Origin of the sequence: Guyparkeria sp. SCN-R1, from assembly GCF_003932495.1 — a bacterium.
GTDB lineage: Bacteria > Pseudomonadota > Gammaproteobacteria > Halothiobacillales > Halothiobacillaceae > Guyparkeria.
Genome location: NZ_QZMT01000003.1, coordinates 102008 through 124882, shown reverse-complemented (window position 1 = coordinate 124882; position 22875 = coordinate 102008). Strand labels below are relative to the sequence as shown.

Below are 22875 nucleotides of genomic sequence, written 5' to 3'. Positions count from 1 at the left end.
TCTAAGCTTCCGGTAGAGGTGCCAACGTGGTGCCTCGTCCTTGTCACGCGCAAGCAACCGGGAGGAGTCGTCGATGACCGCGCATGCCTTGAGCCAACTCCACGAATCGCAGGGCCAGAGTCTCTGGCTGGACAACCTTTCCCGCGCCCTGTTGACGGACGAGGGCCTGCCGCGGCTGATCCGCGACTACGGTATCCGCGGGGTGACCTCCAATCCGTCGATCTTCAAGAAGGCAATCGTCGGGAGCGACCTCTACACCGAGGACATCGCCGCGGGCAAGCGCCAGTATTCGGACGTCGAGTCGGTCTACGAGCATCTGGTCGTCACGGACATCCAGCGCGCCTGCGACCTGTTGCGACCGGTCTGGGACCAGTCGCACGGCGAGGACGGCTGGGTATCCTGGGAGGAATCGCCCGGGATCGCCCATGACGCCCATGCCTCGGTGCGCGCCGCCCATCGGCTGCGAGAACTGGTCGATCGGGCCAATGTGCTGATCAAGGTACCCGGCACGGTCGAGGGCATCGAGGCCTTCGAGCGCCTGATCGGCGAGGGCGTGAGCGTCAACGTCACCCTGCTGTTCTCGCTCGATCAGGTACGGTGGGTATTCGCGGCCTATCGACGCGGCATCGAGCAACTGGAGAAAAACGGTGGCAAGCCCGCCGAGGTGCGCGCGGTGGCCAGCCTGTTCATGAGCCGGGTGGACACGCTGGTCGACAAGCAGCTCGATGCCATCGGCGGCGGGCGCGCCCAGGCCCTCAAGGGCCGAGCGGCCCTGGCACTGGCCGGCATGGCCTACGCGCATTTCCGCGAGGTGTTCGAGGACGAGTCGTTCGACCGCTTCGAGCAGGAAGGCGCCTGGCCGCAGTACCTGCTCTGGGCGAGCACCGGCACCAAGAACCCGGCCTACTCGGACCTGCTGTACGTCGAGAACCTGATCGCCCCGCGCACCATCAACACGCTGCCGGATGCGACCCTCGAGGCCTTTGCCGACCACGGCCGGATTGCCTCCCTGTTGAAGCCGCGTCTCGACGAGGATCGCGAGGTCTGGGCCGAACTGGCCGAGGTGGGTGTCGACATGGACGGCGCGGTACGCGACCAGTTGCTTGACGAGGGGTTGGAGCAGTTCCAGGCCGCCTTCGACGACTTGCTCGCCGCTATCGATCAGGCCTGACGTACCCCAAATTAGTCGGCGGCGCGGTTCATCCACCACATCCGCAGGCGCACGCCCCAGGGACTGGTCAGGCCGGTGGTCGAATGGGCCACCCGGCCGGTCTGGTCGAAGAACAGGAAGGTGGGCGTGACGTTCACGCCCAGGCTGGCCGCGATCTGCCCGTCGGGGTCGTTGATCACCGGCAGCTTCTCGAGATCGTTTTCCCGCATGTGGGCGCGCACCGTGTTCGCATCGCCCGACTGCATGGCCACGGTGATCACGCGATGGTCGTCGACCAGGTCGACCAGCCAGGGCATCTCCAGGTCGCAGTAACCACACCAAGTGGCCCAGAACACCACCACGGTGGGCTCGCCCGCCGGCCCGCCGAGGGTCAGTTGCTTGCCATCGATGGTTTCTGCCGCCATGCCGGGGATCTCGCCCTCCGGCAGATCCGGCCCCATCCACGCCTGAACGGCCAGCAATGCAGCGATGAACACCAGGCCCTCGAGGGTCCATCGTGCCCAGCGCGGCAGGCGACGTTTCGGCTTTGACGGCGGGGTGTCACCGGGGCCATTGCCCGTGTTGTGGCCCGGTTCATTGCCCTTGTTGTTCGGGTCGTCTGGCATGTGTCTGTCTCGAAGATAGTCGGTGAAAGGTTGCGGATGCCTGCGCCGGCACGCCGAGTCGTGACGCGCCCGGACAGCGGCATCGGCTGCGCGCCGATCTTCCCTGATAAACTGCGCCCATGAATGCCCCATTATCCAACCAGCGCATCCTCGTCGGCGTGTCCGGCGGCATCGCGGCCTACAAGGCCGTGGTGCTGGTGCGCCGGCTGGTCGAGGCCGGCTGCGAGGTGCGCGTGGTGATGACCGAGGCGGCGACCCGCTTTGTCACGCCGCTATCCTTCCAGGCGGTCAGCGGTCACTCGGTGCGCACCACCCTGCTGGATGCCGAGGCCGAGTCGGGCATGGATCATATCGCGTTGGCCCGCTGGGCCGATGCCGTGGTGATCGCCCCGGCCAGCGCCGACCTGATGGCGCGGCTGGCCGCCGGCATGGCCGACGATCTCCTGACCACCCTTTGTCTCGCCACAGACGCCCCGGTTCACCTCGCCCCGGCCATGAACCGGCAGATGTGGGCCCATCCGGCCACGCAGGCCAATCGCGACACCCTGCTGGCGCGCGGCGTGACCCTGCTGGGGCCAGCGGCCGGCGCCCAGGCCTGCGGTGAGATCGGCGAAGGCCGCATGCTCGAGCCGGAAGCCATCGTCGAGGCACTGGCCGATGCCCTGCTGACCAACACTCGGCAGGATCTGGCCGGACGGCATGTCGTGGTCACGGCGGGCGGCACCCGCGAGCCGATCGATCCGGTACGCTTCATTGCCAACCGTTCCTCCGGTCGCATGGGATTCGCCATCGCCGCCGAGGCGGCCTGCCGAGGTGCTGCCGTGACGCTGGTGGCCGGACCCTCGGCCCTGGCCACGCCGTCGGGCGTGAACCGGATCGACGTGGAAACCGCGGCCGAGATGCAGGCGGCGGTCGAGTCGATCGAGTCGATGGATATCTTCGTCGGTGCCGCGGCCGTGGCCGACTACCGCGTGGCGGCACCCGCCGACCACAAGCTCAAGAAGAGCGGCGAGCCCCTGAGCCTGGAGCTGGTGCCCAACCCGGACATCATCCGCGGCGTCGCATCGCGCGCCGATCGGCCGTTCGTCATCGGGTTCGCCGCCGAGACGGAGCATGTGCGCGAGTACGCGGCCGCCAAGCGCGCGGCCAAAGGCATGGACCTGATCTGTGCCAACGAGGTCGGCGCGGACAAGGGCTTCGATCGAACGGACAACACCCTGCTGCTCCTGTGGGAGGGCGGCGAGCGCGCACTGGCGCAGGCCGACAAACGCCATCTCGCCGGCGGGATATTCGACACCTATCACCAGATCAAACAGGATTGAGACGATGCATCGCGTTGAGGTCAAATGGCTCGACCCCCGACTGGGCAACGAGATTCCGCGCCCGGATTACGCCACCGACGGCTCGGCAGGTCTCGACCTGCGTGCCTGCCTGGACGAGCCACTGACGCTCGCGCCCGGCCAGACCGAGCTGGTGCCCACCGGCATGGCGATCCACCTGGGTGATCCGGAGCTGGCCGCCATGATCCTGCCGCGCTCGGGACTGGGCCACAAGCACGGCATCGTGCTGGGCAACCTGGTGGGGCTGATCGACTCGGACTACCAGGGCCAGCTGTTCGTCTCGATGTGGAACCGCGGCAACAGTGCGTTCACCGTCGAGATCGGCGAGCGTATCGCTCAGCTGGTGGTCGTGCCCGTGGTGCAGGTGGCCTTCGAAGCGGTCGACGAGTTCGGCGAGACCGAGCGCGGCACCGGCGGCTTCGGCCACACCGGCCGAGGCTAGGGACCCTCTGCACGGAGATCGGCGCCGCTCTGTCCCTGCGAGTTTCTCATTGCGCACATGAGGCTTCGTATCGTGTGGTGGCTTTAAGCGAACAGTTTGCAATGCCGAGACGTGTAACTCGCAGGGCCCCAAGGGCACGGCTTGAGCCGAGCATCTGCGGCGTTACCGTTCTTGGAAAGGGAATCACCCTGCCGCGGCGAACGGATGCCTTGCATCTGCCCGGCCCAAGCCGCGCAGAGCGGCATTGATCTCCGCGCAGAGGATCCCGACATCCATCTTTCAACCCCAGGAATCCTACCAATGCCCCGATTCGACCCCGCCCTGACGGCCGACGTGCTGATGGAGGCGCTGCCCTACATCCAGCGCCTGTTCGACAAGACCGTGGTGATCAAGTTTGGCGGCAACGCCATGGTCGACGAGGAGCTCAAGGACGCCTTCGCCCGCAACATCGTGCTCTTGAAGCAGGTGGGCGTGAACCCGGTGATCGTCCACGGCGGCGGACCGCAGATCAACGAGGTGCTGCAGAAACTCGGCAAGCAGGGCGAGTTCATCGAGGGGATGCGCGTGACCGATCGCGAGACCATGGACGTGGTCCAGATGGTGCTCGGCGGGCTGGTCAACAAGGACATCGTTGCCCTGATCAATCGCCACGGCGGGCGGGCCGTGGGCCTGACCGGCCGCGATGCCGGGCTGGTCCGTGCGCGCAAGCTCAAGGTGACGCGCAAGAACCCCGAGTTCGACGAGCCGGAGATCATCGACCTGGGTCACGTCGGCGAGGTGGCCTCCATCGACGCGGGCATCCTGCGCACGCTGGATGCCTCGGACGTCATCCCGGTGATCGCGCCGATCGGCGTGGGCGAGGACGGCGAGGCGTACAACATCAACGCCGACGTGGTGGCGAGCAAGGTCGCCCAGGTGCTGGAGGCGGAGAAGCTGCTTCTGCTGACCAATATCGCCGGGGTGCTGGACCAGCAGGGCAAGCTCCTGACCGGCCTGACCGCGGGCGATGTCGAGGCCCTGATCGAGGACGGCACCATCTACGGTGGCATGCTGCCCAAGATCAATTTCGCGCTCGATGCCGTGCGTGGCGGGGTCAAGACGGTGCAGATCATCGACGGGCGCGTGCCGCACGCGGTGCTGCTCGAGCTGCTCACCGACCAGGGGGTCGGCACGCTGATTCGGGGTTGATTCCCGCGTGAGTCGCGGCCAGTCCGTGCGGGCGGTCGGGGCTAGCCGTTCGACCTGAGCTCGCGCAGGCGCTTGAGATCGGCCTCGAACTGCTCGGCCACCGCGTCGCGCTCGGCGCGCACCTCGACCACCGCCTGCTTCATCCGTTCGAGATCACGCGCATATGCCGGGTCGTCGTGCCCGTCGTCGATGTTCGCCTGCATCCGCTCGATCGAGCCTTCCATTTGCGCAATGCGGCTGTCCATCCGGTCGAGGCGCTGGTCGCGCGCCTGCTTCAGGTCCGCCTCGTTGCTGTAGAGCGACAGCAGGATGCGGTCTCGCTCGGCCTGTGCCCGCGCCTCGCCGGCGGCCTTCTCGGCGGCCCGCTGTTCGGCGGCCTCGCGCGCCTTTTCCTCGGCCGTCTTGCGCGGCGCGACCTCGCGGACGACCGCACCGGTATGCGGATCGATCACCTGGTAACCGTTGGCGGCGGCGCCGGAGGGCAGGGTGTCGCTCAACTGCAGATTGCCGTCGCCGTTCACCCAGCGATAGGTGACGTCGGCGGCCTGGACCGCCTGCAAGGCAAGGCCCGAAAGCAGGGTGAGCGCGAGACCGGCCAGAATGGCGCGATGGCGGACCTGCATGCTGATCTCCTTGTGTCCAAGATGGCTACGACCGGCCTGGTCGCAGGGTCAGAAAGTGACAATGCGCCCTCCCCGTAGGGACTCCCGACAGAGATGGCGCGTTCACTTGGACACGTGTGCAAGCACGATGCCAGTTGGCCAGAGTGGTGGGCCAGGCTAGAGGGGTTGGCCGATCCGGGCGTCAATCCTGACCGCGCGGCGCGAGCCCCAGCGCCACCCACAGCCCGGACAGCGCCATGCTCAGCCCGACGAACCAGAAGCCCGCCTCGATGCCGCCGGTGAGCGTCGCCACCAGCCCCAGCGCCAGCGCGCCCACGGCATAGCCGAAGTCGCGCCAGAATCGATATACGCCGAGGATGCCGGCTCGTTCGACCGGCTCGCAGTGATCGGCCACCGCCGCCCCCAAGGTCGGGTAGAGCATCGCCATGCCCACGCCGGTCACCGCCAGCGCCAGTCCCCAGGCCCAGGCCGAGTGGGTCAGGACGATCGCGATGATCCCCGCCCCGCAGAGCCACATGCCCCAGGTGATCAGGCCGCGCCGACCGAGCTTGTCCGAGGTCGGCCCTGTGATCAGCTGGCCGGCGCCCCAGACCACGCCGTAGATGCCCACGAGGAAACCGGTGGTCACCAGATCCGCGCCGCGTGTGACCAAGAGGATGGGCACGAACAGCCAGATGATGGTGTCGGTGAACTTCTCGACCAGGCCGGCCTGGTTGATGGCCAGCAGGCTGCGATTGCCCCAGGTGGCATGCAGGAAGAAGCTCAGCCCGGAGCGGCGTGCCGGGGCGGTGCCGTTGCCGCTGGACTTCTGCTGGGCGTGCGCCCAGGGCAGGGTGTCGCGCGCCATCCAGATGGCCAGGGCCAGGGCCAGGATGATCACAGCCAGGCCGAACCAGAACAGGCCCTCACGCGCGCCGAGATGCTCGGCGGCAATCGCGGCGAGATAGCCCGCCACCGCCACGCCGCCGTAGCCGGCGAACTCGTTGGCGCCGTTGACCAGCCCGCGCTGGTGGGCGTGGGTTAGGTCCAGCTTGCTGTTGAGCGCCATCGACCACGCCAGGCCCTGGTTGATGCCCAGGAACACCGTGGCCAGCAGCACCCAGCCCCAGGAATCGGCGATCAGCAGCAGGAACGGCACGGGGATCGCGAACAGCCAACCGGCCACCAGCACGCGCTTGCGCCCGTACCGGTCAGAAAAGCGCCCGGCCAGCAGGTTGAGGGTGGCCTTGATCACGCCGAAGATCACCACGAAGCTTGCCAACGTGGTGAATGCCCCCGCGGCCAGGCCGAAGTCCGACTCCGAGAGCACCGGCAGCACGGTGCGGGTCATGCCCACCAGCGCGCCGACGAAGAAGACCTGCAGCAGAAACTGGACGAACTGGCCGCGGTTGGCGGCAATGCCGTGAGTGAGATCCCGGTGGGTGATATCCATGGGTTTCCTCTTGTCCCTTGCGGGTGACTGGGTTTCGTATCGTGTTTGTTATACGTCTTGCCGGATGCGATCCGCTCGTATGGGCCGAATCGGGCAAGACGCCCCGCGCCATGGCGGGGCGTGGTGGGACGAGTTACTCGCCCGCTTCCTCGGCCTCTTCCTGGGCCCGGGCGTTCGCCTCGAAGCCACCGGCCTTTTGGAAGCCGGTGAAGCCGTCCTGGAGGATGCGGACGTTGTCCATCCCCGCCAGGCGCAGCATCAGACCGGCCTGCGCCGACAGCGAGCCGGTATTGCAGTACACCAGTACCATCTCGTCGGTCGGCAGCTCGTCGCGGCGCTCGAGGATCTGGCGCCACTCGATGTTGATCGCGCCGGGGATGTGGTCCTCGGCGTACTGACCGGCATCGCGGGTATCGACGATGGTGATGTTCTCCCACTGATCCGCCGGGATCTGCTCCGGACGGATGGTGGCGCCGTGGTATTCCTGGAACATCACATAGCCCTCCATGGCATCGATGAGTTCCTCATTTTCCGCCATGACCGGCGACGTGGCGCCGAGGGTCAGGCTGGAGATCATCGCGCTGGCGACCAGGCCTGATTTGAGTGTCGGTGTGATTTTCATGGTGTGTCGCTGTCCCGGTGTGGCTTTAGTTGCCGGTGTTGAAGGCGTAGAAGGCCTTGATTTCCTCGACCGGCGGCAGCTCGATCGAGGCGATGGTCTCGACGAAATTGCCGCGCTCGCGGATCAGCCCGTTGTTGTGGCGCTTCTCGAAGCCCAGCGTGGACATCGGCTTGCCGCTAATGCCGCCACCGCAGACGCTGCCGGCCTGCGCGCCGGCGAGGATCTCGATGTGATCCGGCAGGCTGAGGATCGGGCCATAAAGCGAGTCGTAGAGCTTTTCCGCCATCTCGCGTTCGCGACCGTGCAGGTCGGGGCGGCCGACGCCGCCGGGGAAGAGCGTGTGCCCGGTGATCAGGAACCACGGCTCGTCGGTGCGCGAGTGGTCGGTCACCAAGAGGCAGATGCTGTCGTCGGTATGCCCGGGGGTGTGCAGCACCTGGGCGCTGACGTTGCCCAGTTCCAGACGCTCGCCATGCGCCACGCCGCGGAACGGGTGCTTCACCGGCGCGGATTCATGCAGCACGTATTCCGCGCCGGTGCGTTTGGCCAGTTCCGGGCCGCCCGTCTTGTGATCCGCGTGGACGTGGGTGTCGACCACGAAGTTGATCTCCACGCCCTTCTCTTCCGCCATCTCGACGAAGCGGTCGACGTCGTCGAGATGCACGTCGACGGCCATGGCCCGGCCCTTGCCGGTGCAGCCGAACAGATAGGCGAGTGAGCTGAATTCGCAGGGGTGCTGGATCAGGAACATGGGTTGCCCTCCACTGGTGTGTACGGGCATCATTCAATTACTCAATTGAATTAAAGTCAAGCGGGTTCGTGCCGCTTGACAGAAGAATCAATTGACTGATTGAATCATCGCCATCTGTCTTGCCGGCTTGCGGTGCCCGGGGTCGAGTGGGCGGTGCGCGTCACGCGACGCGGGATGGCAATGGATGAATGGTCGGTCGGCGTGGCTCGGCTCGGCGTGTCAACAAAGAAGAGGGCTCGGGTATGGATCCGGCGATTTCCCAGTACCTGCTGTACGTCCTGGTGCTTTCCGTGGTGTTCGGGGCCGCGGCACAATTCACACGCTTCTGCCTGCTTGGCGGCATGAGCGCCTACATGGGCGAGCGCGATGGCGGACGCATGGCGGTCTACCTGGGTGCGATCGGCGTGGCCATCGTGGTGACCACGCTGGTGCAGTGGTTCGCCGCCGTCGATCTCGACCAGACCCGGCCGCCCTATCGCACCGCCGACTTCGCCTGGGGGCGCTACCTGATCGGCGGCTTGCTGTTCGGTGCGGGCATGGTGCTCGCCAGGGGCTGCCCGGTGCGCAGCCTGGTGCGGACCTCGCAGGGCAGCCTGCAGGCGCTGGTCGCCATCGTGGTGATGGCGGTGGCGGCCTACGCCATGACGCGCACCAGCCTGTTCCAGACCGCCTTCCTGCCCTGGGTGGGGGCGTTGAGCGTCGATCTCACGGCCATCGGCATCCCGCACCAGGACCTGGCCGCCTTGGTCGGTGGAGGCGCCATCGTCTACGGTCTGATTGCCGCTGCGCTGGCGGCGCTGTTGCTGGCGGTGAGCTGGCGCTGGCTGCCGCTGGGCGGCAACGGCCTGGCCTGGTTCGGCGTGCTGCTGCTCGGCACGGCGGTCGGGCTGGGGTTCTGGGTCACCGGTGGTGCGCCCGGCCAGGCCGCGGACATGGCCTCGATGATGCAAACGATGCCGCAGGAGGGCCTGGGCACGCAGTCGTTCACCTTCAGTGCGCCGCTGGGTGACGTGGTGTATTTCCTGCAGAATGTCGACAACAGCTCCACGATCACCTTCGGCGTGGTGGCGGTGGTCGGCGTGTTCCTTGGCAGCCTCGTCAGCGCCCTGCTGCGGCGCGATGTGCAGTTCTCGGCGCCGCGGGCGATCGGGGAATGGCTGCGCACGGTGATCGGCGCGGCGATGGTCGGGGTCGGCGCCGTGCTGGCGATGGGCTGCACGGTCGGTCACGGCCTGACCGGCCTGTCCACCCTGGCGCTGGGCTCGATGCTGTCGATCGCAGCGATCATGCTGGGCGCTTGGATTACGCTTCGTATCCAGCGCCGCCGCGCCGATGCCGGCTGCGCCGGGTGATCATCCCGAGAGAGGACCAGGTGACGACACAACGATTCAAGCAGGATCTCAACGACCAGTTCGCCCGGCTGGGCAAGGTGCTCTCCAACGGCCGTCGGCTGGAGTTGCTCGAGCACCTGGCGCAGGGCGAGCGCTCGGTCGATGGGCTGGCGCGGGTCGCCGGGCTCTCCGTGGCCAACACCTCCCAGCACCTGCAGCGCATGCAGCAGGCGGGGCTGGTGACCGCCCGCCGCGAGGGCAAGCAGGTGATCTATTCCATTGCCGCCGATGACGTGGTCGAACTGCTGGACGTGTTCCGCCGCGTCGGCGAGCGGCACCTGGCCGAGGTGCGCCAGATGGTCGACGCCCACCTGCACCAGAAGGACGCGCTCGAGCCGGTTTCCGCCGAGGAGCTGATCGAGCGCTGTCGCAAGGGGCTGGTCACGCTGATCGACGTGCGCCCGGAAGAGGAATACGAGGCGGGCCACATCCCCGGGGCGATCAACGTCTCGGTCAGGGACCTCGAGCGGCGCATGGCCGAGCTCGACCCCGAGCGCGAGGTGATCGCCTACTGCCGCGGCCCTTACTGCACCTTTTCCTTCGAGGCGGTCGCCCGCCTGCGCGAGGCGGGATTCCAAACCCGGAGGCTGGAATCGGGCTTTCCGGAGTGGAAGCTCGCCGGCCTGCCCACCAGCATTGACGACACCGAAACCGAACCGCGGACAAGCCGAGTCGAGCCATGACCGAACAGATGCCCATCCAGAACCTGCGCGCCCACCTCGGGCACTACATCGTCGGCCAGACCGAGCTGGTCGACCGGCTCCTGATCGGTCTGCTCACCGGCGGTCACCTGCTGGTCGAGGGCCTGCCGGGCCTGGCCAAGACCACCGCGATCAAGGCGCTGGCCGAGGGCGTGCACGCCAATTTCAAGCGCATCCAGTTCACCCCCGACCTGCTGCCCGCGGACCTGCTGGGCAACGAGGTCTACCACCCCGAGACGCGCGAGTTCACCTTCGAGCCGGGCCCGCTGTTCAACGAGATCGTGCTGGCCGACGAGATCAACCGCGCCCCGGCCAAGGTGCAGTCGGCGCTGCTCGAAGCGATGGCCGAGCGCCAGGTCACCGTCGCCGGTCACAGCCGTGATCTGCCCGAGCTGTTCCTGGTCATGGCCACGCAGAACCCGCTCGAGCAGTCGGGCACCTATCCGCTGCCCGAGGCGCAGATGGATCGCTTCATGTTGCACGTGTCGCTCGACTACCCCGAGCGCGAGGACGAATATGACATCCTCAAGCGCACCCTCGACGGCACGCTCGGGAGCAACCCGGTGGGCGAGGCGAAGAACATCACCGTCGATCAGGTGCTGGCCGCGCGCGATTCGGTGCGCCAGGTGCGTTGCGACGAGGCCCTGCAGCACTGGGTGGTCGACGTGGTCGCGGGCACCCGAAAGGTCGGCGAGCTCGATCCGGATCTCGCCGACCAGGTGTTGGTCGGCGCCTCGCCGCGTGGCGCGCTGGCCTGGGTGCAGGCCGCCCGCGCCGCCGCCTACCTGGAGGGGCGTGACTACATCGTCCCCGACGACCTGATCAAGCTGGCGGCCGACGCCCTGCGTCACCGCATCATCCTCGGCCCGCGCGCCATGGTCAGCGGCCTGACCCGCGACGCGGTAATCGATCGCCTGCTCGAGCTGATCCCGGCGCCGTGACCCACACCGTGATTCAGGGACTGATCGGCCGGGCGGCGGCCGCCCTGCGGGGCGCGATCGGCCGTCGGCAGGCCCGCGATCAGGCGCCCGGCCCGCGGGTTGGCGTCGCCCCGTCGACCGAGGAGATCGCTGTTGCCTGGGCGGACGGAGAGCGCCTGCCCGCCTTGGTGCAGGAAAGCTTCCCCACGGCCACCCGTCTGTCCGGTGACCAGCTCGCGCGCCGGTTGGGCGAGGGGCTGGATTTCGAACAACTGCGTGCCTACCAGCCGGGCGAGCCGGCTGCCCGCATCGACTGGCGCATCTCGGCACGGGCCAACGAGCCGGTGGTGCGGGTGCACCGCGAGCCGGCCCAGCGCCAGGCCCACCTGGTGGTCGACTGCGGTGCCGCGATGCGCTTCGGTACCCGTCGGCGGCTCAAGCTCACCCAGGCACTGCTCGCCGCCCATGCCTTCGCCGCCGGTGCGCTACGGCAGAACCTGGCCGTCGAGATCCACGGCATCGGCGAGCAGCTTTGCCCCGGTCACCATGCCGCCGGGCCGGTGACCGGTCAGGGGGCGATCCTGCAGCGCCTCGCCGAGCTGGCCGAGGCGGCCGGCGAGACCTGCGAGGAGGCCCAACCGGTCGACTGGCCGGGTCTGCGCCAACGCCTCTTGCAGCGTCTCCCCGCCGGCTCGGTGGTCATGGTCTTCTCCGATTGCCTGTCCGATAGCGGTCCCGGTCGGGTCATCGACTGGGCACCGCTGGCCGCCGCCCATCACCTGATTTTCGTCTCGGTGGCCGACCGGGTCGAGCTCAATATGCCCGACCTGGGACTGGTCGCGTTCGAAGCGGGCAATCGGGCTCGCTGGCTGGATACCGGCAATCGCCGCTGGCGCGAGGCATTCGCCAGCCGGCAGCACGAACGCCTGGAGGCCTGGCGACAATCGGCCGAGGCACTGGGTGCGGCCTTCCTGGCGTTGCCCGCCGAGGCCGAACCGGCCGAGTGGCTTGCCGAAGCCCCGGTGGCCCTGGCGCGTGCAGCGGGGTCTGCGGCATGAGTGAAGGCTACCGCGATTGGGCGCACCCCAGCGGCGGCCTGCCCGAGCAGGCGCCCGAGGGATTGGTCGATATCTACACCGCTCCCTGGCTGGTGCAACGTGCCGGCGATGCATCGGCGCCTGCCGACGAGGGCTCGTTGGCGTGGCTGATGGTTGTGGCCATCGCGCTACTGTTGCTGGCCGGCTGGTGGCTCTGGCGCCATCGGGGTGATCTGCGTTTGTGGTGGGCCCTGTGGCAGCTGGAGCGCCAGTCGGCGCGCGTCATCGATGCGGCCGGAGAGCGCGCGCTGCAGGATGAGGTGATCCGGGCGATTGGCCGTTGGCAGCACGGCGGCCGGGCCCCGTGGCGCGAGCGGCTGGCCGAGCCGTGGTCCGCCTGGGTGCGTGAGATCGATCACGCCCGCTTCGGTCGGCAGTCGGTACATTCGAGGCCGGCCCCCGACTCCTGGCGGACGGCGGTCGTCGAACGACTGCGCGCGATGCGCCGCGCGCTGTGGCGGAGGCCGACGGCATGATCGGCTTCGATTCGCCCTGGGTCTTGTTGCTGCTGGTCGCCCTGCCGCTGATTTACCCGGCCTGGGCGCGCCGGGTGCGTGATCGCGCACCCTCGCGCCTGTTGCGCCATCCGGCGCTTGGGCGCGATCCGGCCGAGGGTGGCCCCCGTGGCGGGCAGCGCTGGTTGCTGGCCCTGCTGTTGCTCGCGTTGGCCAGCCTGGTCGTGGCGCTGGCCCGCCCGGTCTGGGTGGGCGAGTCGCTGCAGGTCGACGAGCCGGCCCGGTCGATCGTGCTGCTGGTGGACGCCAGTCCCAGCATGTCGACCCGCGATTTCCGCGACGCCGAGGGGCAGCCGGTCTCGCGCATGGGCGTGATGCGCGAGGCACTGGACGCATTCATCGCCGCCCACCCGCAGGATCGCTTTTCCCTGATGGTGGTAACCGACTCGGCCGGCACGCTGGTGCCCGAGACCGACGATCACGGCGCGCTGCGTTTCTGGATCGAGCAGCTCGAACCGGGTCTCGACGGCAGCGCCACCGCGCTGGGCGACGGCCTGGCCGTGGCGATGGAATCGATCGCCGAGCGCCGCGAGCGTGGCGAGGCGCCACCGCAGTTGCTGGTCTGGACTGATGGGGTCAATACCGGCGGCGAGATGAGCCCGGCCGAGGCCCTGACCCTGGCGCGCGCCGAGAACATCGAGCTGTTCACCATCAATCTCGCCCCCGGCGGTGCCGGCCCGGCAAGCGGTGACCCGACCCTTGAGGATCTGGCACGACTGTCCGGTGGCGAGGCGATTGCCGCCGGTGATCGCGAGGCCCTGCTGTCGGTTACCGACGTCATCGAGCGGCACGAGCCGAAGGCGGAGGCCCAGGACACCCGCCGGGAGCGTCATTCCCTGCTGGGCTGGTTCCTGGCACTGGGGCTTGCCGTGCTGCTCGTCGCCCAGTTCCTGAAAGTCCGGTTGACGGCCTGAGGTGCGAATGGACGGTTCCCGCTACAGCCTGATCGACCTCTGGCAGCTGTTGCTCGGTGCCGAGACCTGGCCCGTGCTGGCCCGGCCGGAGGCGCTATGGTTGCTCGTCTTGCCGCTCGCGTTGGCGTTGTGGCGTCAACAGCGGCGCGCTCGGCTGGATGCCTACGCCGACCCGGAACTGCACGACTGGGCCTTTGCCGGCACGACCAGTGGCGGGCGTCGTCGCAAGGGGGGTGCCTTGGCCGCCCGTCTGTTGTGGGTGCTGTTCTGGCTGTTTGCCGTCCTGGCACTGGCCGACCCGCGCGTGGCGCAGGATCGCGAATCGCAGGAAGAGGTCCGGGCCCCGCTGCTGTTCGTGGTCGACGGCACCGCCGCCATGACCGGCCGGGATGTCGAACCCAACCGCATCGAGCGCGCGGTGCTGCTGATCGAGTTGCTGGCCGAGTCGCAGTCGGGGCGGCCCATGGGCCTGTTGCGCTCGGTGGATACCGCCGGCGTGATGCTGCCGCCGGGACCGGATGCCAACCTGCTTGAGTTCTACGCCGGTCATCTGCCCGGCCTGGTGGATGATCGCCTGGTCGCGCGCCCGGATCGAGCCTTCTCCCTGGCCGCCGAGATGCAGGCACTGGAGGGCGGGGCGGTGATCTGGCTGACCTCGGCCGACGGCCGACAGTTCGGCGGCGAGCTCGGCAGCCGCGTTCTGGCGGGCGCCGAGGACCTGGCCGAGCGTGGCATTCCGCTGTTCGCCCTGAGCATGGCGCGCGAGCGCACGCCCTTGTTCAAGGATGGCCAGCCGCGGCGCAATGACGACAACGAGGTGATCGTTTCCGAGCCTGCCTTCGAGCGCGTCACCGAACTGGCCGAGCTTGCCGGCGGCGAGGCGCGGCGGACCGGCGTGTTGCAGGACGACGTCGCCTTCCTGCGCGAACGTATCGACGCCCTGCCCGCGCCTGCCCGTTCGGCCGAGACCGTCGACGGCTATCGCTCGGTGGCGGTGCTGGCCCTGTGGGTGGCGATGGTCGCGTTGATCATCCACCTGGTGCTCGAGTGGGGCGCGACGCCCGGGCGGGGGCGTGGCTGGCGGTTTGGGCTGGTAGTGCTGTTCGCCGTGTTCACCCCGGTGGTGTTCACGATCGCCGGGGCCTCCCCGCTGATCGACGAGTCGGAGCGCGAGACCCATCTCGAACAGGCTTGGCAGGCATTCGAGGCCGGCGAGTTTGCTCGTGCGCAGAGCGAGTTCGATCGCGTGGCGGGATTCAACGCCCGTCTGGGCAGCGGGATGGCGGCGTTTCGTCGCGCCGACTACCCGCACGCCGTCGAGCGCCTGCAGGCGGCGTCCTGGTTGGCCGACACCGATCAGCAACGGTTGCTGGCGCTGTTCAATCTGGGCAATGCCCTGACGCTCGCCCGTCGTTATGGCGGGGCGGTGGATGCCTTCGATGCCGCGCTGAGGATTGATCCGGAGCATGACGATGCCCGTACCAACCGGGATCTGGTCGAGGCGTTGCGCGGCGGGGCCCAGGAGGAGTCCCTCGAGCCAACGCCGGAATTCCAGGGTTACGAATCGCAGCTGCGCCGCGAGATCGTCGAGGACGACGGTGCGGAAATGGCCGAGGAGATGCTCGAGGCCGAGGGCAGCGGCCAGGGCGGTGCGGTGGCCGATCAGGCACCGGATGAGGGCGAGGCCTTCGCGCTCGACGAGGGCCTGCTCGGTGGCGCGCGCAAAAAGCTCGAGCGCATCGAGGATCGCCCTGTCCCGCCGATCGACGGCCTGCTCCGCCAGCAGCCCTACAAGTCGGTGGTCCGTCAGGGACTGGCCGGTGACGAGACGGAGGCAGGGCAATGAGCGCAATGCGAATCGCACGCCGGTTCTCGGCGCCATTGCTGGCGGCCCTGCTCGCCGTGGGCGGAACGCTACCGGCTATCGCGGACATCCCGCGACCGGATCGCGATCGGGACCGTGACGGCTTTGCCGAACAGGCGGAACTGGGGCCGATCGACCCGCTCCCGGCGATAACCGAGCGGGTCAGCCAGGACGGCGCGGGGCGTGCGCCGCGCGGGGTGATCGTCGAGACCGAGGTGGCCGCGATCGATCCGGTGCAGCGCCAGACTTTCCTGGTCACGCAGACCATCCTCGACCCGGCCCGGCAGTTGCGTGGCGTGGAGGTGCATCGCCCGGAGGGTCAGGGTATCGACACGCAGGTGCTGGCTGCGACGCAGGACACCGTCGAGATCGACGGGCGGCGCGTGGTCCGGCGTCACTACCGCTGGGCCGTGCAGGCGCTGCGTGGCGGCGAGGTGACGCTCGAATTCCAGCGTATCGATTTCGATGTGGTCGGCACGGCCCAGAGTGAATTTGCCTGGGTGCCGGTCGCCCGGCGCCTAGCGGTCGAGCCGTTGCCTGCCCACCTGCCCGAATACCTGCCGGTTACGCCGGCGTTGGAACTGCGGGAGATGCAGGTCGGTGAGCTGGTTGCCGGCGAACCGGGTGAATGGCGTTTCGTGGTGTTCGGCGAGGGCCTCTCCGAGAAGGCGCTCGAGCAACTGCTGCGGGCGCAGCTGATTGCCCCGACGGGCCTGCGCATCGACGAGCCGGCGATTCGTCCGGCCCCCGACCAGGCGCGGGCGGAATCGATGGGGCCGTTGGCCGATGCCTGGGAGGTGCGGTTCTCGATCCTGCCGGCGGTGACGGGCGGCGGCGATGGCGCCCGCAAGGCCCGCTTGCCGGCAGTCGAGCTGCCCTACATCGACCCGGCGGCCGACAAGCCGGGAACGACGATCGGTTTCGCTCGCAGCGAGGCCCAAACGGTCCGTTGGCAGGCCGAGCCGGCCGAGCAGCGGCTCGATGCCATCCGTGCCGCCTTGCCCTGGGTGCTCGCCGGTCTGGTCGGCCTGGTGCTGCTGGGGCTGATCGCTCGGGCGGGATGGCGTTGGTGGAGTGCCCGCCGCGACTGGCGCCGCGCCCAGCAGGAATTGCGCTCGGCCGCGGATCCGCAGGCCCTGCGTGAGCGGTTGGGTCGCGTGCTGGCCGCCTTGCCTCAGCCGATGGTGAGCTCGGTGCGCTCGGCGTTGCTGGCGCGCGGGGCACCAACGGAGTGGCTGGAGGCGCGTTCGACCCTTGAGCGCCTGCGCTTTGCCGGTGACGAAGCCGACGAGGAGGCATTCCGGGCGTCGCGCGAGACCCTGGCCCGATCCCTGCCGGCTGGGTGGTTCCGGTAGTCGCCTACCGGGCCTTGGTGTAAGGTTGGCGGCGGCCCGTCGGGCATCCCCAACTACCGAGCGAACAGCGAGACGATGAGCATGCAGTTGAACGAGATCCGCGCATTGATGGCCGACGACATGCAGGCCGTCGACCGCGTGATCATGCATCGGCTCGGCTCGGACGTCGCCCTGATCAACCAGCTGGGCAGCTACATCGTCCACTCCGGCGGCAAGCGCTTCCGCCCGTTGCTGCACATGCTCGCCAGTCGGGCATTGCGCGGCGAGGGGGCGGACCTGCCGGGTTCGGCGCAGATGGCGGCCGTGGTGGAGTTCATTCACACCGCGACCCTGCTGCACGACGACGTGGTCGACGAGTCGACGCTGCGGCGTGGCCGCGATACCGCCAATGCCCGCTTCGGCAACGCCGCCTCGGTGCTCACCGGCGATTTCCTCTACTCGCGCGCCTTCCAGATGATGGTCGAGGTCGAGCGACCGCGCGTGATGAGCATTCTTGCCGATGCCACCAACCGCATCGCCGAGGGCGAGGTGATGCAGCTGATGAACATCGGCGACGCGACGGTCTCCGAGGCGCTGTACATGGACGTGATCGGGCGCAAGACGGCCACCCTGTTCGAGGCCGCTTGCCGTCTCGCCGCCGTGCTCGACGACCGCGACGAGGTCACCGAGCGGGCGCTGGGCGACTACGGCTATCGACTGGGTGTGGCCTTCCAGCTGATCGACGACGTACTCGACTACCGCGGCGACGAGGCGCAGACCGGCAAACACGTCGGTGACGACCTCGCCGAGGGCAAGCCCACCCTGCCCCTGATCATCGCCATGGCGCGGGCGGACGCGGCCAGCGCCGAGTTGGTGCGCGAGGCGATCGAGTCGCAGTCGGCCGATCGGATCGACGAGGTGCTCGAAGTAGTTGAACGGACCGACGCACTCTCGTATACTTCGGCGCTCGCTGAACGCGAGGCCGATGCGGCCAAGCAGGCACTGGGGGTTCTGCCCGACAGTGACTATTCCCGAGCGATGGCCGCCCTGGCGGACATCAGCGTTCAGCGCGACCACTGACGTCTCAGGCGTCGACGGTCTTTCGGAGTGTAGCTCAGCCTGGTAGAGCACTACGTTCGGGACGTAGGGGTCGTAGGTTCGAATCCTGCCACTCCGACCAAATTCCCCGGCCGGGGCCCCGTTTGGGGTCCCGGCCTTTTTGGTTTTGGGCACGAAGTTTTGTTGGTCGGGTCGATGACTTGATCTACCGAGGCGAATCGGAGGGATGTTCCCCTTGGTGTCTTGCCTCGCGAGCGTCGGGCGGCCGGGGCGAAGCGACAGGGACGTCGCTTCGAGGTTCGCCGCGACAGGAAGTCGCGTCGAACCGGACCCGGATAGCCGCTCGGCGCTTGCGAGGCCGGGAGCCTCCTTGTGAGGCTCCCGGGTCCGCAGGACCAAGACACAGGGTGCCCTTCTTTTCGCCCCTTTTCTTGGGCAAGCAAGAAAAGGGGCTCGCACGCCCGGCACCGGGTGGTGAGTCAGTTGGCAAGCCCTGCCAGGCGTGCGAAAACGACCCGCGTTGACCTGATCGTGAGGTTGCGGCGTCGAATAGGCGGTTAGCCAGGTTTCGCGCGCCTTGTTAGATGGGTGCTTTGAGCGTGACCGCGTTGGTAGCGCGCGAGTCGATTTTCTTGCTTGTCCAAGAAAACCGACGAAAAGAAGACACCCCGGTGCCTTGGCCCTGCGGGCCTGATCGCCGCGGATTCCATCCGCGACGATCAGCCTCGCGAACGAGGGATTGCGGACGGGTCGGTTCGTCGCGACATCCTGTCGCGACGAACCTCTGGCCGGCGTCCATGCCGGCCAGACCCTGCAACCCCTCGCTCGCGAGGCAAGGCACAAGGGGTAATCCGCCCTCCGTTGTCATGCCGGGGCGCTTTGAGGGGTTTCGATCTCTCGGCGCCCCTTGCCACGCTCATTTGCGGCGCCGCCAATCTTTACGGCGTCGATTCCGATTGGAGACCACATGATCCAGTTGAAGTCTGTCTCCCTTCGTCGCGGCACGCAGTTGCTGCTCGAGGATGCCGATCTCACCCTGCTGCCGGGGCAGCGCATGGGCCTGGTGGGCAAGAACGGCACCGGCAAGTCCAGCCTGCTGGCGATGTTCGAGGGCGAGATCGCCCCGGATTCGGGGGACATCGAGTGGGCCGGTGGTCAGCGCATGGCCACCGTGGAGCAGGAAACCCCGGCGCTGGAGGCCTCGGCGGTCGACTACGTCCTCGATGGCGATCGTGACTACGCCCGGCTGAATGCCGCGCTGCTCGAGGCCGAGGCCGAGAACGACGGCATGCGGATGGCGGAGATCTACCCCGAGTTCGAGGCGATCGGCGGGTTCACCGCCCGGGCGCGCGCCGCCCGCCTGCTCGACGGACTGGGCTTCGCGCCCGCGTCGATCGACAACCCGGTCTCGAGTTTCTCGGGCGGCTGGCGCATGCGGCTGAATCTGGCGCGTGCCCTGATCGCGCCCTCCGACATCCTGCTGCTCGACGAGCCGACCAACCACCTCGATCTCGACGCGGTGTTCTGGCTGGCCGACTGGCTGGTCAACTACCCCGGCACCCTCATCGTGGTCTCGCACGACCGCGACTTTCTCGATCACGTCTGCACGCACATCGCGCATATCGAGAACCAGAAGCTCAATCTCTACACCGGGCACTACAGCGACTTCGAGGCGATGCGAGCCGAGCGCCTGGCGCAGAACGCCGCGTTGGCCGACAAGATCGCCAAGGAGCGCGAGCGCCTGCAGGGCTTCATCGATCGTTTCCGCGCCAAGGCGACCAAGGCGCGCGCCGCGCAGAGCCGGGTCAAGGCCCTCGAGCGCCTGCCGACCATCGCCGCGAGTCACGCCGACCGCGACGATTTCTCCTTCTACTTCCCGACGCCCAAGCGCGCGCCGGACCCGATGGTCACCCTCGAGGACGTCTCCATCGGCTACGACGGCACGCCGCTGATCGAGGACGTCTCGCTGCAGATCCGTGCCGGCGATCGCATCGGCGTGCTGGGCGCGAACGGCGCGGGCAAGACCACCCTGATCCGCGTGATCGCCGACGGCGGTGAGACCTGGCTGTCGGGTGACCGTTTCGTCGCCCCGGGCGTGCAGGTGGGCTACTACACCCAGCACCAGCTCGATCAGCTCGACCCGCGCGACACGCCGCTGATCGCACTCGAGCGGGTCGCCGGCAAGACGGGCTCCACCCAGAAGCTGCGCGATTTTCTCGGCCGGTTCGGTTTCGTCGGCGATCGCATCTTCGAGCCGATCGAGCCGTTCTCGGGTGGCGAGAAGGCGCGCCTGGCGCTGGCCCTGCTGGTCTGGAAGGCGCCCAACCTGCTGATCCTCGACGAGCCGACCAACCACCTGGATCTCGCCATGCGCGAGGCGCTGGCCGAGGCATTGCAGACCTTCGAGGGGGCGATCCTGGTGGTCTCGCACGACAAGAGCCTGATCGAACTGGTCTGCGACCGGTTCTGGTGGGTGCGTGACGGTGCCGCCCTGCCGTTCGATGGCGACCTGGACGACTACCGCGAGGCGGTCACCGAGCGGCGACGCGCCCACAATCGAGAGCAGGCGGCCGACAAGCCGAAGGGGAAGGCCAACAAGAAGGCGCCGGCCGACCCGTCCAGCTGGGGCAAACCGCGCGACAAGGCCTCGCGGGCGAAGGCCAAGGAGCAGAAAAAACGCCTCGATCGCCTCGAGGCCGAGGTCGAGCGCCTCGGCAAGCAGCTGGCCGAGATCGACGCGGCGCTGGCCGATCCGGCGTTGTACGACGGCCAGAAGGAGGCAGAAATCACGCGCCTGCAGGCCGAGCGCGGCGAGATCGGCGCTCGGCTCGAGGTAGCAGAAACCACATGGCTCGAGGCCCAGGAAGCGGGCTCGGGGAGATAGCCAAGGAAGAGGTCTGAATCCGTTTCCGGGTCGTTGGTGGCGGGTCTATACTGCCCCGACCGATCGAGGTGATGTCGATCGCGGCCGGTGGCGGACTGCCGGCTGGCACACGGGACAGGCGAACCAGGAGCGCTCGCAGGCATGGACAGGGACGGTGAGTTCGACATTCGCGAGGCCCCGGGCATGGTCGGGGGCCGCGCGCCGGGCGGCCGGCCCTCGCAGCAGGATGACCTGATCTGCCTGCACGACGCGCGCGAGTCGACCTCGCTGATGGTGCTGGCCGACGGCATGGGCGGTGACGGCGCCGGCGAGCTCGCCTCGGGTGGTGTCATCCACGCCGCCCGCGAGTTGTGGGACGAGCGGGCCTGGCGCGACCAGCCCGGCGCGCTGTTCCTCGAAACCCTTTGCCAGGCGGCGCATGACGAGATCCGCCGGCGCAACGCCTGGGTGGCCGCCGAGCCGCATTCCACCATCGTCGCGCTCTTGCTGCGTGACGGGCAGGCCTACTGGGCCCATGTCGGCGACAGCCGTCTCTACCATTTCCGGGGCCGGCGCTGCCTGAGCGTTACCCGGGACCACAGCCTGGCCCGGCTCAAGCTCGATCGCGGCGAGATCCGCGAGGCCGACCTGGCCCATGACCCCGACCAGCACGTGCTGCTACGGGGGCTGGGTGGCAGCGAACCGCCCGAGGTCGAGCATGGCTATGCCGTCGTGCGACCCGGTGACGGCTTCGCGCTGTGCAGTGACGGCATCTGGGAGACCCTGAGTCGCGCGGAACTGGCCGGCCTGCTGCGTGCGCCCGACCTGTTCGACGCCCTGCACGAAGGACTCGCCCTCGGGGCCGAGCGCGGTGGCGCGACGGGTGACAACCTCGGTCTGATCCTCGCGCGCTCCGATCGCCCCGCCTCGTGGCTGGGCCGGCTGGCGGGGCGACTGTCGATCACCTGAATCCATTTTCTTGAATCACGGCAACCGAACCATGATGAATTTCGGTGGACGTTCCGACTCCCCAATCCGACTCGCCCCGGTCGTCGCCCTGCTGGTGGGCTCGACCGTCCTGGCCGGCTGTGCCCAGCTCGGCGAGCTCGACGCCCGACTGCAGGGGCTGGCCGGCGGTGATGGCAAGCAGGCCGAAGCCACTCCGGTGGAGGAATCGGCCGTTGCCCCGCCGGCCGACCGCCGCTCGCTGGATGCGATCCTCGATGATCTCCAGCGCGGTGGCTACGCGCCGGGTCGCCGGGATCTCGCCCGGTACCTGGAACGACACCCGGGCGACATGGTGGCCCGGGCCGTCATGCGTCAGCTGACCGCCGATCCCGAGGAGGTGCTCGGTCGCCAGTCGCACGAGTACACGGTGCGCCCGGGCGATTCCTACAGCGCGCTGGCCGCCCGTCACCTCGGCGATGCCGGGTTGTTCCTGATCCTCGCCCGCTACAACGACTCCGAAAACCCCTCCGACCTGCGTGTCGGCGAGAGCCTGCGCCTGCCGGGGCCGCCGCGCTCAAGCGATGCCGGGCCGACCGCACTGGCGGACGAGGGGCAGCCGGCGCGTCGGCAGCTCGAGCGTGCCCCCATTCCCTCGCGGCAGACGGCCGCGGCACTGGCCTTGCCGGACGCGCCGCTGCCGTCGTTCCAGTCCGCTGCCGCCGATCGCGATGCTGCGTCGTCGGGATCATCGTCGAACGAGACTGGAACACGCGCCGAACAGCTGCAGAAGGAGGCGATGTCCCTGCTGGCCGACGACCGGCCTGGGGCGGCGCTCAAGCGGTTCGAGGCCGCGCTGGCCGAGGACGAGGGTATCGAGCCGGCAGCCACTCGGGCGCCCGCGTTGCGCGAACGGCTGGTGGACGAGTACCACGAGCGGGCGATCCTGCGCTATCGCAACCAGGATCTGGACGAGGCGATTGCCCTGTGGGATCGCCTGCTGGCGATCGATCCGACCTTCGAGCCTGCCCGCACCTACCGGGCGCGTGCCCGCGAACTGCAGCGTCGCGTCGACCAGTTGTGACCCAAGCGGGTGAC

General features: G+C 68.4%; 21 protein-coding genes and 1 tRNA gene. 17 read left to right on the top strand and 5 right to left on the bottom strand.

All coding sequences use genetic code 11. The features are described 5' to 3' along the window. Positions 1-73 precede the first annotated feature (73 nt). A complete protein-coding gene (gene tal / locus D5687_RS02785; RefSeq protein ID WP_125198235.1) occupies positions 74-1171 on the top strand; it encodes a transaldolase in 1098 nt (365 codons plus the stop codon). Positions 1172-1182: 11 nt separating this feature from the next. On the opposite strand, the gene D5687_RS02780 is transcribed toward tal, so the two are convergent. Next, positions 1183-1776 (bottom strand): protein disulfide oxidoreductase, encoded by a 594-nt coding sequence (locus D5687_RS02780; protein WP_158611722.1) that lies wholly within the window; start codon positions 1774-1776, stop codon positions 1183-1185. A gap of 119 nt (positions 1777-1895) precedes the next feature. On the opposite strand from D5687_RS02780, the gene coaBC reads away from it, so the two are divergent. The 3 genes from coaBC to argB all read left to right on the top strand — a co-directional run bounded on the left by coaBC (position 1896) and on the right by argB (position 4746). Then, positions 1896-3098 carry a bifunctional phosphopantothenoylcysteine decarboxylase/phosphopantothenate--cysteine ligase CoaBC gene (gene coaBC, locus D5687_RS02775; RefSeq protein ID WP_125198233.1) on the top strand — a complete coding sequence of 401 codons (1203 nt, stop codon included), beginning with the start codon at positions 1896-1898 and terminating at the stop codon, positions 3096-3098. A 4-nt stretch (positions 3099-3102) separates the two neighbouring features. Then, positions 3103-3558, top strand: coding sequence for a dUTP diphosphatase (gene dut / locus D5687_RS02770; protein ID WP_125198232.1), 456 nt, complete (start codon positions 3103-3105; stop codon positions 3556-3558). A gap of 300 nt (positions 3559-3858) precedes the next feature. Next, positions 3859-4746: an acetylglutamate kinase gene (gene argB, locus D5687_RS02765; protein ID WP_125198231.1), complete on the top strand. Its 888-nt coding sequence runs from the start codon at positions 3859-3861 to the stop codon at positions 4744-4746. A 41-nt stretch (positions 4747-4787) separates the two neighbouring features. On the opposite strand, the gene D5687_RS02760 is transcribed toward argB, so the two are convergent. The 4 genes from D5687_RS02760 to D5687_RS02745 all read right to left on the bottom strand — a co-directional run bounded on the left by D5687_RS02760 (position 4788) and on the right by D5687_RS02745 (position 8174). Beyond that, on the bottom strand, positions 4788-5369 hold the full coding sequence (locus D5687_RS02760) for a DUF4124 domain-containing protein (RefSeq protein ID WP_125198230.1): 582 nt from the start codon (positions 5367-5369) through the stop codon (positions 4788-4790). 181 nt (positions 5370-5550) lie between these two features. Continuing rightward, positions 5551-6801, bottom strand: coding sequence for an MFS transporter (locus D5687_RS02755; RefSeq protein ID WP_125198229.1), 1251 nt, complete (start codon positions 6799-6801; stop codon positions 5551-5553). A gap of 133 nt (positions 6802-6934) precedes the next feature. Continuing rightward, on the bottom strand, positions 6935-7423 hold the full coding sequence (locus D5687_RS02750; protein ID WP_192894148.1) for a rhodanese-like domain-containing protein: 489 nt from the start codon (positions 7421-7423) through the stop codon (positions 6935-6937). Between the two features lie 25 nt (positions 7424-7448). Further along, entirely contained in the window at positions 7449-8174 is a 726-nt protein-coding gene (locus D5687_RS02745; RefSeq protein ID WP_125198228.1) for an MBL fold metallo-hydrolase, read from the bottom strand. Positions 8175-8416: 242 nt separating this feature from the next. Here D5687_RS02745 and D5687_RS02740 point away from each other — a divergent pair, with 242 nt between their 5' ends. From D5687_RS02740 to D5687_RS02680, 13 genes are all read left to right on the top strand, one after another. Beyond that, entirely contained in the window at positions 8417-9526 is a 1110-nt protein-coding gene (locus D5687_RS02740; RefSeq protein WP_158611721.1) for a YeeE/YedE thiosulfate transporter family protein, read from the top strand. A gap of 20 nt (positions 9527-9546) precedes the next feature. Beyond that, on the top strand, positions 9547-10248 hold the full coding sequence (locus tag D5687_RS02735; protein ID WP_125198226.1) for a metalloregulator ArsR/SmtB family transcription factor: 702 nt from the start codon (positions 9547-9549) through the stop codon (positions 10246-10248). Beyond that, positions 10245-11207, top strand: a complete 963-nt coding sequence (locus D5687_RS02730) for a MoxR family ATPase (RefSeq protein WP_125198225.1) — start codon at positions 10245-10247, stop codon at positions 11205-11207. The genes D5687_RS02735 and D5687_RS02730 overlap by 4 nt, the downstream gene beginning before the upstream one ends. After that, positions 11204-12244, top strand: coding sequence for a DUF58 domain-containing protein (locus D5687_RS02725; protein WP_125198224.1), 1041 nt, complete (start codon positions 11204-11206; stop codon positions 12242-12244). Before D5687_RS02730 ends, D5687_RS02725 begins: the two co-directional genes overlap by 4 nt. Beyond that, positions 12241-12759 carry a hypothetical protein gene (locus D5687_RS02720; RefSeq protein ID WP_125198223.1) on the top strand — a complete coding sequence of 173 codons (519 nt, stop codon included), beginning with the start codon at positions 12241-12243 and terminating at the stop codon, positions 12757-12759. Before D5687_RS02725 ends, D5687_RS02720 begins: the two co-directional genes overlap by 4 nt. After that, positions 12756-13712 (top strand): VWA domain-containing protein, encoded by a 957-nt coding sequence (locus D5687_RS02715; RefSeq protein ID WP_125198222.1) that lies wholly within the window; start codon positions 12756-12758, stop codon positions 13710-13712. The genes D5687_RS02720 and D5687_RS02715 overlap by 4 nt, the downstream gene beginning before the upstream one ends. 7 nt (positions 13713-13719) lie before the next feature. Continuing rightward, positions 13720-15558 carry a tetratricopeptide repeat protein gene (locus D5687_RS02710; protein ID WP_125198221.1) on the top strand — a complete coding sequence of 613 codons (1839 nt, stop codon included), beginning with the start codon at positions 13720-13722 and terminating at the stop codon, positions 15556-15558. Continuing rightward, positions 15555-16931: a hypothetical protein gene (locus D5687_RS02705; RefSeq protein ID WP_125198220.1), complete on the top strand. Its 1377-nt coding sequence runs from the start codon at positions 15555-15557 to the stop codon at positions 16929-16931. Before D5687_RS02710 ends, D5687_RS02705 begins: the two co-directional genes overlap by 4 nt. Before the next feature lie 81 nt (positions 16932-17012). Beyond that, on the top strand, positions 17013-17990 hold the full coding sequence (locus D5687_RS02700; RefSeq protein ID WP_125198276.1) for a polyprenyl synthetase family protein: 978 nt from the start codon (positions 17013-17015) through the stop codon (positions 17988-17990). Between the two features lie 23 nt (positions 17991-18013). Beyond that, positions 18014-18090, top strand: a tRNA-Pro gene (locus D5687_RS02695). Positions 18091-18936: 846 nt separating this feature from the next. Beyond that, a complete protein-coding gene (locus D5687_RS02690) occupies positions 18937-20853 on the top strand; it encodes an ABC-F family ATP-binding cassette domain-containing protein (RefSeq protein WP_125198219.1) in 1917 nt (638 codons plus the stop codon). Positions 20854-20994: 141 nt separating this feature from the next. Continuing rightward, positions 20995-21801 (top strand): PP2C family serine/threonine-protein phosphatase, encoded by an 807-nt coding sequence (locus D5687_RS02685; protein ID WP_125198218.1) that lies wholly within the window; start codon positions 20995-20997, stop codon positions 21799-21801. 31 nt (positions 21802-21832) lie between these two features. Continuing rightward, the gene (locus D5687_RS02680) at positions 21833-22861 is read left to right on the top strand and encodes a hypothetical protein (protein WP_204742114.1); all 1029 of its coding nucleotides are present in this window, start codon (positions 21833-21835) and stop codon (positions 22859-22861) included. Positions 22862-22875: the final 14 nt, after the last annotated feature.

What these genes read in the sequence shown, in the direction of transcription:
- D5687_RS02780 (WP_158611722.1), bottom strand. Translation starts at nt 1,776, where the DNA reads ATGCCAGACGACCCGAACAACAAGGGCAATGAACCGGGCCACAACACG.
- D5687_RS02740 (WP_158611721.1), top strand. Translation starts at nt 8,417, where the DNA reads ATGGATCCGGCGATTTCCCAGTACCTGCTGTACGTCCTGGTGCTTTCC.
- D5687_RS02755 (WP_125198229.1), bottom strand. Translation starts at nt 6,801, where the DNA reads ATGGATATCACCCACCGGGATCTCACTCACGGCATTGCCGCCAACCGC.
- D5687_RS02705 (WP_125198220.1), top strand. Translation starts at nt 15,555, where the DNA reads ATGAGCGCAATGCGAATCGCACGCCGGTTCTCGGCGCCATTGCTGGCG.
- D5687_RS02760 (WP_125198230.1), bottom strand. Translation starts at nt 5,369, where the DNA reads ATGCAGGTCCGCCATCGCGCCATTCTGGCCGGTCTCGCGCTCACCCTG.
- tal (WP_125198235.1), top strand. Translation starts at nt 74, where the DNA reads ATGACCGCGCATGCCTTGAGCCAACTCCACGAATCGCAGGGCCAGAGT.
- D5687_RS02730 (WP_125198225.1), top strand. Translation starts at nt 10,245, where the DNA reads ATGACCGAACAGATGCCCATCCAGAACCTGCGCGCCCACCTCGGGCAC.
- D5687_RS02710 (WP_125198221.1), top strand. Translation starts at nt 13,720, where the DNA reads ATGGACGGTTCCCGCTACAGCCTGATCGACCTCTGGCAGCTGTTGCTC.
- D5687_RS02700 (WP_125198276.1), top strand. Translation starts at nt 17,013, where the DNA reads ATGCAGTTGAACGAGATCCGCGCATTGATGGCCGACGACATGCAGGCC.
- coaBC (WP_125198233.1), top strand. Translation starts at nt 1,896, where the DNA reads ATGAATGCCCCATTATCCAACCAGCGCATCCTCGTCGGCGTGTCCGGC.
- D5687_RS02750 (WP_192894148.1), bottom strand. Translation starts at nt 7,423, where the DNA reads ATGAAAATCACACCGACACTCAAATCAGGCCTGGTCGCCAGCGCGATG.
- D5687_RS02685 (WP_125198218.1), top strand. Translation starts at nt 20,995, where the DNA reads ATGGACAGGGACGGTGAGTTCGACATTCGCGAGGCCCCGGGCATGGTC.
- D5687_RS02720 (WP_125198223.1), top strand. Translation starts at nt 12,241, where the DNA reads ATGAGTGAAGGCTACCGCGATTGGGCGCACCCCAGCGGCGGCCTGCCC.
- argB (WP_125198231.1), top strand. Translation starts at nt 3,859, where the DNA reads ATGCCCCGATTCGACCCCGCCCTGACGGCCGACGTGCTGATGGAGGCG.
- D5687_RS02690 (WP_125198219.1), top strand. Translation starts at nt 18,937, where the DNA reads ATGATCCAGTTGAAGTCTGTCTCCCTTCGTCGCGGCACGCAGTTGCTG.
- D5687_RS02745 (WP_125198228.1), bottom strand. Translation starts at nt 8,174, where the DNA reads ATGTTCCTGATCCAGCACCCCTGCGAATTCAGCTCACTCGCCTATCTG.
- D5687_RS02680 (WP_204742114.1), top strand. Translation starts at nt 21,833, where the DNA reads ATGATGAATTTCGGTGGACGTTCCGACTCCCCAATCCGACTCGCCCCG.
- dut (WP_125198232.1), top strand. Translation starts at nt 3,103, where the DNA reads ATGCATCGCGTTGAGGTCAAATGGCTCGACCCCCGACTGGGCAACGAG.
- D5687_RS02715 (WP_125198222.1), top strand. Translation starts at nt 12,756, where the DNA reads ATGATCGGCTTCGATTCGCCCTGGGTCTTGTTGCTGCTGGTCGCCCTG.